This is a genomic window from Halomonas sp. SpR1 (assembly GCF_031010175.1).
GTDB lineage: Bacteria > Pseudomonadota > Gammaproteobacteria > Pseudomonadales > Halomonadaceae > Vreelandella.
Window position 1 is genome coordinate 1 of record NZ_JAUAMB010000036.1, and the last position, 12,423, is coordinate 12,423.

General features: G+C 56.2%; 12 protein-coding genes. 10 read left to right on the forward strand and 2 right to left on the reverse strand.

Annotation, left to right across the window (positions count from 1 at the left end):
* Positions 1-264 precede the first annotated feature (264 nt).
* Positions 265-1,242: a GlxA family transcriptional regulator gene (locus QT231_RS19655; protein ID WP_308338508.1), complete on the forward strand. Its 978-nt coding sequence runs from the start codon at positions 265-267 to the stop codon at positions 1,240-1,242.
* A gap of 33 nt (positions 1,243-1,275) precedes the next feature.
* On the opposite strand, the gene QT231_RS19660 is transcribed toward QT231_RS19655, so the two are convergent.
* Positions 1,276-2,070 (reverse strand): SDR family oxidoreductase, encoded by a 795-nt coding sequence (locus QT231_RS19660; RefSeq protein WP_308338509.1) that lies wholly within the window; start codon positions 2,068-2,070, stop codon positions 1,276-1,278.
* 220 nt (positions 2,071-2,290) lie between these two features.
* Here QT231_RS19660 and QT231_RS19665 point away from each other — a divergent pair, with 220 nt between their 5' ends.
* From QT231_RS19665 to QT231_RS19700, 8 genes are all read left to right on the forward strand, one after another.
* Complete coding sequence (locus tag QT231_RS19665; protein WP_308338510.1) at positions 2,291-3,505, forward strand: aspartate aminotransferase family protein; 1,215 nt, start codon at positions 2,291-2,293, stop codon at positions 3,503-3,505.
* Between the two features lie 50 nt (positions 3,506-3,555).
* The gene (locus tag QT231_RS19670) at positions 3,556-4,620 is read left to right on the forward strand and encodes an arginine N-succinyltransferase (protein ID WP_308338511.1); all 1,065 of its coding nucleotides are present in this window, start codon (positions 3,556-3,558) and stop codon (positions 4,618-4,620) included.
* Positions 4,620-5,651 carry an arginine N-succinyltransferase gene (astA, locus tag QT231_RS19675; RefSeq protein WP_308338512.1) on the forward strand — a complete coding sequence of 344 codons (1,032 nt, stop codon included), beginning with the start codon at positions 4,620-4,622 and terminating at the stop codon, positions 5,649-5,651. The genes QT231_RS19670 and astA overlap by 1 nt, the downstream gene beginning before the upstream one ends.
* Before the next feature lie 168 nt (positions 5,652-5,819).
* Positions 5,820-7,292, forward strand: coding sequence for a succinylglutamate-semialdehyde dehydrogenase (astD, locus tag QT231_RS19680; protein ID WP_308338513.1), 1,473 nt, complete (start codon positions 5,820-5,822; stop codon positions 7,290-7,292).
* Positions 7,289-8,656 carry an N-succinylarginine dihydrolase gene (gene astB / locus QT231_RS19685; RefSeq protein ID WP_308338514.1) on the forward strand — a complete coding sequence of 456 codons (1,368 nt, stop codon included), beginning with the start codon at positions 7,289-7,291 and terminating at the stop codon, positions 8,654-8,656. Before astD ends, astB begins: the two co-directional genes overlap by 4 nt.
* A gap of 120 nt (positions 8,657-8,776) precedes the next feature.
* Positions 8,777-9,031, forward strand: coding sequence for a type II toxin-antitoxin system ParD family antitoxin (locus QT231_RS19690; protein ID WP_308338515.1), 255 nt, complete (start codon positions 8,777-8,779; stop codon positions 9,029-9,031).
* Positions 9,024-9,317 (forward strand): type II toxin-antitoxin system RelE/ParE family toxin, encoded by a 294-nt coding sequence (locus tag QT231_RS19695; protein ID WP_308338516.1) that lies wholly within the window; start codon positions 9,024-9,026, stop codon positions 9,315-9,317. Before QT231_RS19690 ends, QT231_RS19695 begins: the two co-directional genes overlap by 8 nt.
* 121 nt (positions 9,318-9,438) lie before the next feature.
* A complete protein-coding gene (locus tag QT231_RS19700) occupies positions 9,439-10,338 on the forward strand; it encodes an alpha/beta hydrolase (protein ID WP_308338517.1) in 900 nt (299 codons plus the stop codon).
* Between the two features lie 301 nt (positions 10,339-10,639).
* On the opposite strand, the gene QT231_RS19705 is transcribed toward QT231_RS19700, so the two are convergent.
* Complete coding sequence (locus QT231_RS19705) at positions 10,640-11,113, reverse strand: helix-turn-helix domain-containing protein (protein WP_308338518.1); 474 nt, start codon at positions 11,111-11,113, stop codon at positions 10,640-10,642.
* 78 nt (positions 11,114-11,191) lie between these two features.
* Between QT231_RS19705 and QT231_RS19710 the strand changes: the two genes are divergently transcribed.
* Complete coding sequence (locus tag QT231_RS19710) at positions 11,192-12,412, forward strand: YbfB/YjiJ family MFS transporter (protein ID WP_308338519.1); 1,221 nt, start codon at positions 11,192-11,194, stop codon at positions 12,410-12,412.
* The last annotated feature ends 11 nt before the right edge of the window (positions 12,413-12,423 follow it).

A 12,423-nucleotide genomic window follows, 5' to 3' on the forward strand; every position in this document is an offset into this window, starting at 1 on the left:
GGGACTGATCTCGATACTGGACGCGGTAAGATGGCTCAAGCGTTCTTCATGAACCGCCGTGGTACGGAACCGTATGCCCGGTGGTGTGAGAGGACAGGGGAGGCGACTCCCCTTCCTACTCGATTGGAAGCCAGCTAACGCTATCAACACTGCGACGCCTTTTTTTATGTATGGCTAACTAGCGCTGCCTTCATCTACGCAATTGGGTAAGATGGGAACTTACCTACGCCGATGGCAGTTTTTCATGCAGCCCAATCAGTTATCATGCAACCCAACCCGTTAGCCTCACATGCAGCTCCACCCCGTCGGCGGGTGGCCTTTCTGCTGCTGCCGGGGTTTTCGTTATTGACCCACGCTAGTGCGCTGGAACCGCTGCAAATGGCTAACCAGCTGAGTGGGCAGATGCTTTACCAAACCGTCACACTTAGCCTCAATGACGAGCCCGTACGTAGTGGCGCCCAGCTTTCGCTAATAGCGCAGCATGAGCTAAGTACTGCTCTAGGCCCCCTAGACCTGTTGTTCATATGTGCACCGACGCCGTTGCCCTATACGCTGCCTGCTAAGCTCAATGAGTGGCTGCGAGGGCACCAGGGCCATGGTGTAGCGCTGGGTGGCTTGGCAGGGGGCACCGAGGTATTGGCACGCTGTGGTTTGCTAGAAGGTTATCGGGCGACACTGCCCTGGCAGCGTTTTGAGGCCTTTTCCCAGGCTTATCCGCAGGTCACGCTTTCTCAGCAGCTGTTTGAAATTGACCGCGATAGACTTACCTGCGCGGGCGGTACTGCCGCCATGGACTTAATGCTCACGCTGGTCGGCCGGCATCACGGTGCGCGCTTGGCGGAGCAGGTGTCGGAACAGTTTGCCTGCGACCGCATTCGCTTGGCAGATGAGCGCCAGCACGTGCCGCTGCGAAGCCGCCTGGGGCATGCACCGCAGAGCCTGGTGGATGCTGTGACGCTGATGGAAGCTAATATTGAGGAGCCGCTCTCGACCTTGGAACTGGCCGAGCACTTGGGGATTTCCCGGCGCCAGTTGGAGCGGCTATTTAAGAAGTATCTGCAGGCGGTGCCCAGCCGCTACTATCTCGATTTGCGCTTGCAGGAAGCCCGCAAGCAGCTGCGCGAGAGTGATCGGCCGGTAGGCGATATTGCCTTTGCCACGGGATTTTCCTCTGGCGCCCACTTCTCCACCGCCTACCGGCACCATTACGGCATGACACCGCGGGAAGAGCGCCTGGGTTAGAGGAATTAGCTTAGAGGAATTCGCTTAGATGGATTAGGTTAAGGTATCCACAATGCCACCTTCCACCCGCAGTGCCGCGCCGGTGGTGGCACTAGCCTGGGGCGATGCGGCGTAAACGCTCATGCTAGCGACCTCTTCGGGGGTGGCCAAGCGCTGAATAATGGAAGAGGGCCGGTTCTCCTGCACAAAGCGTTCTTCCATCTCTTGCTGGGAAGTGCCTTCTTTTTCCGCCATTTCGCCTATCATATTGAGTACGCCCTCGGAACGGGTCGGCCCAGGAAGAATGGCATTCACAGTGACCTGAGTGCCGCTGAGCACTTTAGCCAGCCCGCGTGAGACGGAGAGCAGTGCCGATTTGGTCATGCCGTAATGCACCATTTCACTGGGGATGTTGATGCCTGACTCGCTGGAGATAAATTGAATGCGCCCCCAGTCACGCTCGCGCATACCTTGTGCATAGTGGCGGGAAAGCCGCACCGCACTCATGATGTTAATATCGAAAAATTGTTGCCAAGTGGCATCGTCAACGTCAAAAAAGTCCTGGGGCGCAAAAATACCCACATTATTGATCAGGATATCCGTGCTGGGCTGCTGTTTGATCAGCGCTTGGCAGCCTTCAGCAGTGCCGAGATCAGCCGCCACGCCTTCTACCTTGGCATTGGGAGTGGCTTTTTTAATCGCGGCGATGGCGTCGTCAACCCGTGCCTGGGTGCGTCCTGTCACGACCACGTTAGCGCCAGCATTGGCGAGTCCTTGAGCAATCGCAAAGCCAATGCCCGCGGTTGAGCCGGTGATGATGGCGTGCTTGCCGTTAAGATCGATTTGCATACGTTGGTCTCCTCTCGTCCTGAGTATCAGTACCTCGCTACACAACGGATAACTTTATAGCTTGCTAATAAGTATGGGGCTCTTTTAGGGTTCTTCAAGGTAGTACCTAATCTCGCTAGGCGCCGCTATTCATAATTTGCCGTCCCATTGCTGAAAGCAGGTAACCTAGCTAGGCCTTTATACTGTTTACATTCCTTTCCTCCACTGGAGCTAGCGTCCCATGAGCCATACCCCAAGCCGTCAAGATTACGACCACTACATGACGCCCAACTACTCACCGCAGCAGGTCATTCCCGTGCGTGGTGAAGGTAGCCGCTTGTGGGATCAACAGGGGCGAGAATATATCGATTTTGCCGGGGGCATCGCAGTTAACTCCCTTGGCCATTGCCATCCGGTGCTAGTCAATGCGCTCAAAGAGCAGGGCGACAAGCTGTGGCACCTGTCTAACGTATTTACCAACGAGCCAGCGCTTGCCCTCGCCAAAACGCTGGTCGAGCGCACCTTTGCCGATAAGGTGTTCTTGTGCTCCTCCGGCGGTGAAGCCAACGAAGCCGCGCTCAAGCTGGCGCGCCGCTGGGCAGTGGATAACCACGGCGAGCATAAAGATAAAATTATCTCGTTTTATCAGTCGTTCCATGGGCGTACCTTCTTCACCGTCAGCGTTGGCGGCCAGCCCAAGTACTCCCAAGGCTTTGGCCCGGTACCTGGTGGCATCCTGCATGCTGACTACAATGATCTGGAAAGCGTTCGCAAGCTGGTCGGCGATGACACCTGTGCGATTATGGTCGAGCCGATGCAGGGCGAGGGCGGCATTGTGCCCGGCACGCCGGAATTCCTCCAGGGTCTGCGCGACCTGTGCGATGAACACAACGCGCTGCTGATTTTTGACGAAGTGCAAACCGGCGTTGGTCGCAGCGGCGAACTCTACGCCTATAAAAATTACGGCATTACGCCGGATATTCTCACCAGCGCGAAATCCCTGGGCGGCGGTTTCCCCATTGGCGCCATGCTGGCAATCGACTCGGTGGCTAAATCATTAGTTGTCGGTACCCACGGCTCTACCTATGGCGGTAACGCGCTGGCATCCGCCGTTGCCCTGGCGGCAGTTGAATTTATCGATACCCCCGAGGTGCTTGAGGGGGTCAAAAAGCGTCACGATCTGTTCCGCGAGCATTTGGAAACCATCAACCGCAAGCACGGCGTGTTCAAAGAGATTCGAGGTATGGGCTTGCTGATGGGCGCCCAGATGTCGGATGCCTATGAAGGGCGTGCCAAAGATATTCTGCCGCTGGCGATTGAAGAGGGCTTGATGGCGCTGATCGCCGGGCCGAACGTACTGCGCATGGCGCCTTCTCTAGTTATTCCAGAGGCGGATATTGCCGAGGGCATGGCCCGCTTGGAGCGCGCGATTGAGCGGTTAGTTGCGACCGCATGAGTGAACAACAGGCTGTGTCACTCGTGTTAACGGAAGGGGAGGCGTCGAGAATGCTGGTAGTTCGACCCGTTAAAGCGTCGGATCTCATGGCGCTGGAGCAGTTGGCAGAGCACGCGGTGCCGAGGCTGACCAACTTGCCCGCCAACCGTGAGCGCCTTCAGGAGCGCATCGCGCGCTCTCAAGACGCCTTTAACGGCGACGTTGAGTTTCCAGAAGACGAGCACTATACCTTTGTTCTGGCGGACGATACCCGCGAGGAAGTGCTGGGCACGGCCACTATCCGTGCCCAGGCGGGCGCCAACGAGGCCTATTACACTTACCGTCAGGAAACGCTGATTCACGCTTCCCAGCAGCTCAACGTGCGCCGCGAAGTGCAGACGCTGGCGCTCTCCCATGAAGTCTCGGATGCCACACTGCTGTGCGCCTTCTCGCTTAACCCGCGTTATAAAGGCACCAGCGCGGAGAGCCTGTTACGCCGGGCGCGGTTGATGTTTATCGCCCAGTATCCTGAGCGCTTTTCGCGCATTCTGGCCGTAGCATTCCCGGGCTATCTGGATACCCGCAGCGAATCGCCGTTCTGGGAGAGCGTAGGGCGGCACTTTTTTGCCCGCAGTTTCCAGGATATGAATCACATTGCCGGAGTGCGCTCGAAAAGCTTTATTGCCGAAGTCATGCCCCAGTTTCCGCTCTATTTGCCGCTGCTGACGCCCCAGGCGCGAGCCGCGATAGGTCGTGAGCACCCCGCCCACGAAGAGGCGCTGGAAGAGATGCTGGCCGAGGGCTTTGTGCGTTCGCGGCATGTGGATATTTTTGACGCCGGGCCGATTGTCAAAGCCGAGCGCGAACGGTTAGAAACCTTCCGCAGTGCCGCCTGGCACCCTGTGCGCATACGCCCGGAGCACACCTTGCCTGATGCTGAACCGGCGCTGGTTGCCAATCAAAAGCTGGGTGAGTTCCGTTGCATCGTCGCGCGTTACGCGCTTTCGCCCACCGGTCAGTTGATGCTATCTCCTGAGCACGCCGAGCGGTTGGGCGTCACGGAAGGGCGGGCGGTACTTGCCGCGCCGCTGACGTTACCCACCGCGGTAGATGCACTCGATGAAGGAGAGATGTAATGCGCATTCGACCCATTGCCCGTGATGATTTGGATGGGCTTCAGGCGCTTGCGCAGCAGGCGGGCGTTGGCTTTACCTCGCTGCCGGATAACCGCGAGTTTCTAGCCGGTAAGATTGAAGCCGCCGCCAGTGCTTTCGAAGAGCGCACCCCGGTGGATGACCGGCTCTACTTCTTTGTACTGGAAGATGAAGCAAGCGGCGAACTCGCTGGCTGCTGCGCCATTGAGGGCCAGGTGGGTCGGGAAGTGCCGTTCTACAACTACCGTCTGGGCACCTTGGCCCACTCCTCGGTACAGCTGGATCTGCACCGCACCATCGATACGCTGTTTTTAAGCTCCGACCACACCGGTGACGCCGAAGTGTGCTCGCTGTTTCTGCGCCCGGAATACCGCGGCGAAGCCAACAAACATTTGCGCAACGGCGCGCTGCTCTCTAAAGCACGCTGGCTGTTTATCGCCCAGTTCCGCGACCGTTTCCCCGATAAAGTGCTGGCGGAGATGCGCGGTGTGTTTGACGAAAACAACACCAGTCCTTTCTGGGAGAGCCTGGGTAAACACTTCTTCCCCATGGATTTCAGCGAAGCGGATCGATTAACCGGTCTAGGGCAGAAAAGCTTTATCGGCGAGCTGATGCCCAAGTTCCCCATTTACACCACCTTTATGGCCGAAGAAGCGCGGGCCTGTATTGGTCAGGTGCATCGGCATACCCGTCCGGCGTTGGAAATGCTTAAAAAAGAGGGGCTACGCTGGGAAGGCTATATCGATATTTTCGACGGTGGCCCGACGGTTGAAGCTTATATTGACGACGTGCGCGCCATCCGTAACTCACGGCTCTGCCAGGTGGAAATATCCAATAGTGCAGCGGAAGAGAGCGTTAGCCGCTGGCTGGCCGCCACCACCCAAATGCTGAACTTTACCGCCAGCTGGGTAGGTCGTGCGCCTACCGATGACAACACCATCGTGCTTAGCGAACAAGAAGCGCAGCGTTTAGGCGTCGCAACCGGCGATACCCTGCGGCTACTCGAGACCTAAGGAGCCTCTGATTAATGTGATGAGCGCAGGCCAGACAAGGCAAAAATCAACGAAAAAGCGGAGTTTACGGGGTGTAAATGAGCATTTTGAGGCGATTTTTAACGCAGTATGGCCAAGCGCAATAGTTAATCAGAGGTTTCCTAGGCCACGTTTACAGGAGATTTTTTTATGCACGCCCAACAGCAGCAACTCATCAATGGCGCCTGGGTCGCGGGCGACGCAGAGTCGTTGAGCAAGTACGACCCCGTTTCCGGTCAGCCGCTATGGCAAGCCGCGACCGCCAGCGCTGAGCAAGTCGCCGCCGCAGTAAAAGCCGCCCGCGGTGCCTTCCCCAACTGGGCACGCACCCCCTTTGCCGAGCGTCAGGCGCTGGTCGAACGGTTTGCCGAGGTGCTCAAAAACCGCGGTGAAGAGTTAGCCGTGGCGATAGCCTCTGAAACCGGTAAACCACTCTGGGAAGCGCGCACCGAAGCGGGTGCCATGGTGGGAAAGGTGGCTTTGTCGGTTAAGGCGTATAACGAGCGTACCGGCGAACGGGAAAAAACCGTTGGTAGTGCACAAGCCGTGTTGCGCCATCGCCCCCACGGCGTGATGGCGGTATTTGGCCCTTATAATTTCCCTGGTCATCTGCCCAACGGCCATATGGTGCCTGCGCTATTGGCGGGTAACTGTGTGGTCTTCAAGCCCAGCGACCAAACCCCGCTGACGGCAGATTTAACCCTGCAGTGCTGGCTGGAAGCCGGCCTGCCCGCAGGCGTTATCAACCTGGTGCAGGGCGGTGTGCCGGTGGGCCAAGCGCTGGCAGGTAACTCCGATATTGATGGGCTGCTGTTTACCGGTAGCGCCAAAGTGGGCGGTATGCTTCACCAGCAGTTTGCAGGCCAACTGGATAAGATTTTGGCGCTGGAGCTGGGCGGCAATAACCCCCTGGTGGTGAAAGATGTCGACGACGAGCGGGCCGCTGTGCTGGCGATTCTGCAGTCAGCGTTTCTTTCCGGCGGCCAGCGCTGCACCTGCGCGCGGCGTTTGATGGTGCCTGAAGGTGCCGTCGGTGATCGCTTGATTGATGCGCTTTCAGAGGCGATCACCAAGCTGCACGTGGCGGGCCAGTTCGAAGACAATCCTGCGCCGTTCTATGGTGGCTTGGTCAGCGTGGCGGCGGCGGATGGCTTGCTTAAGGCCCAGGATGAATTGGAGTCAATGGGCGGCACTGTGATCAATCGCATGCAGCGCCTGCAGGAGAACACCAGTTTGCTAAGCCCTGCGCTAATCGACGTGACGGGATTGGATGTGCCCGACGAAGAGCATTTCGGCCCGCTGCTGAAAATCCACCGCTATAGCGAGTGGAATGAAGCGCTCGCGCTTGCCAACAACACCCGCTACGGGCTTTCCGCCGGGTTGATTGGCGGTGAGCAAGCCGATTGGGATGACTTCCTGCTGCGCATTCGTGCAGGGATCGTTAACTGGAACCGCCAAACCACCGGCGCCTCCGGCGATGCGCCTTTCGGCGGCGTGGGTGACAGCGGCAATCACCGCCCCAGCGCGTTTTACGCGGCGGACTACTGCGCCTATCCGGTCGCTTCCATGGAAGCCGACAGCCTGGAGATGCCCGAGACCCTGCCGCCGGGAGTCAGCCTATGAGTGCTTCTGCGATCAATAACGTCCAGGAAGTCAATTTTGACGGCCTAGTCGGCCCAACCCATAACTACTCGGGGCTGGCGGTAGGTAACGTCGCTTCCATGAGCCACGGCGGCTTGGTGTCCAACCCCAAAGAGGGCGCACTGCAGGGGCTCTTAAAGATGAAATCGCTGATGGACGCGGGCTACGCCCAAGGCGTGCTGCCCCCTCAGCAGCGGCCGGATATTGGCGCACTGCGTGATTTGGGCTTTAGCGGTAGCAATAGTGAAGTGCTGGCCCGTGTTGCCAAAGAGGCTCCTCAGCTACTGCGGGCCGTCTGCTCGGCGTCCAGTATGTGGACGGCTAATGCGGGCACGATCACTCCCAGCATGGATGCACCGGATAGTCGGGTACATTTCACCCCGGCCAACCTGCAGTCCAGCTTTCACCGCTACCTGGAACCGCAAACGACAGGTCGTGTGCTGCAGGCGATTTTCCGCGACGAACAGCACTTCGCCCACCATCCGGTGCTGCCCGCTACCCCTGCCTTTTCCGATGAAGGCGCGGCCAACCACACCCGTTTATGTGGTGAGTACGGTGAACCCGGTGTGCATCTGTTTGTGTATGGCCGCCAGGCGTTTGGTGACGTGCGTAGCGGTGAGCGAGAACCTAAACACTATCCTGCCAGGCAAACTCTGGAAGCCAGTCAGGCGGTGGCTCGTCAGCACGGGTTAACGGAAGAACAAACAGTATTTGCCCAGCAGCACCCGGACGCCATCGACGCAGGCGTATTCCATAACGATGTGATTGCCGTGGGCAACGGCCCCGTACTGCTCTACCACGAAATGGCCTTTCTGGACGAAGAGGGCACCCTGGATGAGCTGCGCGCCAAAATGAACACACCGCTGTTTCCCGTGCGCGTACCCTTGGAAGCAGTGAGCATGGAAGATGCTGTGGCCTCGTATCTGTTTAACTCACAGCTGCTCTCCAACCCGGACGGCACCATGACCCTGGTAGTCCCCGGCGAATGCCAGGAGCGCGAAGCGGTCTGGCGCACCATTCAGGATCACCTGCTGGCGGGCAATAACCCCATCAGCGAAGTGATCGTTAAAGACGTCAAGCAGAGCATGCGCAACGGCGGTGGCCCTGCCTGCCTGCGACTGCGGGTGGTGCTAACGGACGCCGAACGCGCAGCGCTTACCGGCCGTGTGCTGATCACCGATGGGCTATACGATGATCTCACCGCTTGGGTAAATCGCCACTATCGCGACCGACTTGCCCCTGATGAACTCGCTGATCCACAGCTCGCGGAAGAGTCCCTCATTGCGCTGGATGAGTTAACCCAGTTGTTAAAGATTGGGGCTGTTTACCCGTTTCAGTTGGGGTAGGAGCTCACGCCAGTTGGTTTTAAGGAAAAGCCGTAGGCTTGCCGTACTCAGGATACGGCCCTTGCAAGAGCCAACTGGGATGCTATGATTTGTGTTAACTATTAACACATGGTTTATGTCATGCCCAAAGCATCATCCAGAACAACGAGCGTTACTATCGGTGCACCACTAGACGACTTTGTGGGAAGACTGATCGCGTCTGGTCGTTACGGCTCAACCAGTGAAGTCGTGCGTTCAGCCTTGAGGCTGCTTGAACGCCAGGAAAATCAAGCGGCTGCGTTGAGAAGTGCTGTTGAAGCCGGGGAGAGGAGCGGTGAGAGCGATTTATCTTTGCACGATATAGCCGCCCAGGTAAAACACAAGCACCATGTATAAGCTGTCCAACCTTGCGGCAGAAGACTTCGCCTCCATCTACGAATACACCCTGCTTAACTTCGGTACACTCCAAGCCGATGCTTACACTAATAATCTTGAGAGCACCTTTCATCTCCTGTCTGGCTCTCCACTAATGGGTCATGAGTGCCCAGAAATCGCCGATGGGTTACGCCGTCATGATCACCAACGACATGTCATTTTTTACCGGCAACGCGAGCAAGATATTTTTGTCATCAGGATACTCCATCAGCAGATGGAACCGCTGAAACATGTTTTTGAACTATGACGGTGAGCGTAAAAAGTCTGATGGCATCTTAACGACCGAGTCCTGTCCTAGAGGCATAGTGCTCTCAGCAAGTCGCATTGCGACATGCATGTTGATCTTAACGATAGGAGTGCTGTTTTCAATGCCGATAAGAACAAATGCAGACGGTTTGAGTTTCGAGGCGTTGGTTTCTGAGCAGGGCGCAGTGAGCCAATTACCATCACTTCAGCGCTTTGAAGCGCGCGATGGAACAGCACTGGCGTATCGGCATTATCCCAGTGAATCTCCCACTGCACTGATTGTTCTTCATGGGTCAGGCACGGACAGCAAATATTTAGCTACTTTTGCCCAGGCGTTAGCTGATGCAGGCGTTGCCATGGTGTATACCCCTGATGTGCGGGGCCATGGGCCTTCTCCGCAACGGCGCGGCGATATCGACTATATCGCTCAGCTTGAGGATGATCTTGCTGATTTTATATACCACATCAAAACGGAAAACTCTGTGGTATCCCAGGTAGTGGTGGGGGGCCATTCGTCAGGAGGAGGGCTTGCAGTGCGCTTTGCTGGTGGGGAATATGGGCACCTTGCTTCCGCATACCTCCTGCTGGCGCCCTATCTTGGGCACGATGCCCCCACTGTGCGTAATAACTCCGGGGGATGGGCCGAGCCGAGTGTGGCTAAAATTATTGCGCTATCTCTTCTCAATAAGCTGGGCGTGACAAGTTTGAACGGCTTGACCGTGCTGCGGTTTAATTTACCGCCTGAGTACCGCAATGGCTCGGAGACACTGGCTTATTCGTATCGTCTGATGACAGGATTTAATCCTTCTAACTACCGAGATGAGCTGCGTTCTATAAACGTGCCGAGCCTCTTCCTGAGCGGCGCCGAGGATGAGGCCTTGTTCGCAGATCGCTTTGAGCCTACCGTTCGACCGCATATCCCGGATGCAGAAATTGTCATCGTCCCAGGCACATCGCACTTGGGGCTTTTAGTGAGTGAAGAAGGCATTGAAGTAGTTCGTCATTGGCTTAAAGGGCTATAAGCGTGCCGCCGCTAAGCGTCAATACTTGAACAGTTCGTCAAAGCAGTTGGCGGTTAGCATCTGCGTCCCCCAATTGCTCAGTTGTTCGTCGGTTGCCGTCGCCAGCCTAGTCTCTACCCAAGATGGCAAATCGTCAAACTTGAACATCAACTGCAAGCGGAGCAACCCCGAAAAGCTTTCCTAACGGCCTCTAAAAGCCGTGTTCTCGACGTTAAATACCCCGCTCAGCGGCGTATAGCGCAGGTTCTTCTTAACGACAAGTTTTCTTTACCGGTGCGTGGGCAATCTTGATTGTGAAGACTTACTCCTTCACTGTAGCAACCACTCCAGACATATCGCTCACTTCTAAACCATCCTCCCGAATCAATTTCGTTTCAACACGTAGGCCATCTGTCGTTTGTAACTGTAGACGAAGGGATGTATTGCCAGGTTCTAAATGCTGCCCGCCCCACTCGCGAAGGGTGATAACAACGGGCAGTAGTGCGCGACCTTTCTCAGTTAGGGTATAGCCTTTGCGGGCTCGTTGCCCCGAGTCACGGTATTGGTAGCGCTCTAAAATGCCTTCTTGAACCAGTCTGGCGAGCCGGTTGGACAACACTGAGCGAGTAATACCCAGGTCTTCCCTAATTTGGTCGAAGCGCTCAGCGCCACATATGATCTCTCGTAGTATCAGCAGCGTCCACATATCCCCAACGACCCGGATCGCCTTGGCCAGCGAACATTCGGAAGCGGGAACACGGGTGTGGGAAGTAGATATTTCGGGGGGCTTTTTCATGTGCTTATGATAGCAAAGTTTGAAAATAGAACTAAGCGAGGCTAATCTGAGTCTTTATTAAAGACTCAGGTGGCCGGTATGACACAATCTGATCTTCTCCACGAGCGCGATCATAAAGCGTTCACAACCGATCTCCGTACACTCGCTGCGCTTGCTTTAGTACCGGCTATCGGCCTGGGGATTGCACGATTTTCCTACGCACTGCTGCTACCCTCTATGAGCTTAGGGCTAGGGTGGAGCTATGCCGATGCGGGTTGGATGACATCGGTTAATGCCGCCGGATATCTTATTGCCGCGCTGATTTCGGCCCGTTTTATTGGGGTTGTTGGTGCCAATAGCGTGATGCGCACGGGAATATTCGCATGCGTGATTGCGTTGATCATGATGGGTTTATTTCATCATACGGTATGGCTAAATGTTTCCTGGTTCTTAGCTGGACTAGGCGGTGCCAGTGCTTTTGTTGCGGGTGGCGTTATTGCCGCTCAAGTGTCTCAGCGCCATCCAGCAAAGGCAGCGTTTCTACTCGGTATCTTTTATGCGGGATCAGGTTTAGGCATTGTTCTTTCAGGGGTAGGTGTGCCCTGGGTTTTAAGCCAGGGGGGAGTAACGGCTTGGCCTACTGCTTGGTTAGTATTGGCGGCCATATCAGTGGTGCTAGCACTCGGCGTCATATGGGGTGTTCGTATCACACCGCAACGCCGACCCCAAGCACATGTGTCGGCGCCATTAGGCTCCATGTGGTGGATGTTGGTTGGCTATAGCTGTTTTGGGGCGGGTTATATTACTTATATGACGTTCATGATTGCTTGGATACAGGCTCATGGGGAGAGTGCCGCCTTTCAGTCGCTATTTTGGGTCGTGCTGGGCTTGGCTGTTGCAGTATTTCCCTGGCTTTGGGCGGGCGTGCTGAAGAATCAGCGACATGGTCGTGCCTTTGCGATACTAAATGGAGTGACCTTGGTTGGCGCTGTATTGCCACTCATATCAAGTGCCTGGCCCGTTCTACTGGCCTCGGCAGCTATATTCGGGTGTGCCTTTTTTGGTGTGGTGGCGTCTACTACAGCTTTTGTGCGGAGAAACTGCGGTGCTTCAGCATGGGCGTCGGGTATTGGTGCGATGACGGTTGCGTTTAGCATTGGTCAGACGTTGGGGCCAACACTAGGTGGCTGGTTGAATGATCTAAGTGGGGGCCTATCGGTAGGTTTGTTAACCTCAGCCGCTTTTTTGATCGCCGCAGCGATTATAGGTTTATTGCAAAAAGATTTCGGGCTAACCAGCATGGCGTCGAGGGATCTCTAAGGAGGGTAAAG

Bases quoted from the DNA above. Each gene is read 5' to 3' on its own strand.
- QT231_RS19655 (WP_308338508.1), top strand. From the start codon at position 265: ATGCAACCCAACCCGTTAGCCTCACATGCAGCTCCACCCCGTCGGCGG.
- QT231_RS19660 (WP_308338509.1), bottom strand. From the start codon at position 2,070: ATGCAAATCGATCTTAACGGCAAGCACGCCATCATCACCGGCTCAACC.
- QT231_RS19665 (WP_308338510.1), top strand. From the start codon at position 2,291: ATGAGCCATACCCCAAGCCGTCAAGATTACGACCACTACATGACGCCC.
- QT231_RS19670 (WP_308338511.1), top strand. From the start codon at position 3,556: ATGCTGGTAGTTCGACCCGTTAAAGCGTCGGATCTCATGGCGCTGGAG.
- astA (WP_308338512.1), top strand. From the start codon at position 4,620: ATGCGCATTCGACCCATTGCCCGTGATGATTTGGATGGGCTTCAGGCG.
- astD (WP_308338513.1), top strand. From the start codon at position 5,820: ATGCACGCCCAACAGCAGCAACTCATCAATGGCGCCTGGGTCGCGGGC.
- astB (WP_308338514.1), top strand. From the start codon at position 7,289: ATGAGTGCTTCTGCGATCAATAACGTCCAGGAAGTCAATTTTGACGGC.
- QT231_RS19690 (WP_308338515.1), top strand. From the start codon at position 8,777: ATGCCCAAAGCATCATCCAGAACAACGAGCGTTACTATCGGTGCACCA.
- QT231_RS19695 (WP_308338516.1), top strand. From the start codon at position 9,024: ATGTATAAGCTGTCCAACCTTGCGGCAGAAGACTTCGCCTCCATCTAC.
- QT231_RS19700 (WP_308338517.1), top strand. From the start codon at position 9,439: ATGCCGATAAGAACAAATGCAGACGGTTTGAGTTTCGAGGCGTTGGTT.
- QT231_RS19705 (WP_308338518.1), bottom strand. From the start codon at position 11,113: ATGAAAAAGCCCCCCGAAATATCTACTTCCCACACCCGTGTTCCCGCT.
- QT231_RS19710 (WP_308338519.1), top strand. From the start codon at position 11,192: ATGACACAATCTGATCTTCTCCACGAGCGCGATCATAAAGCGTTCACA.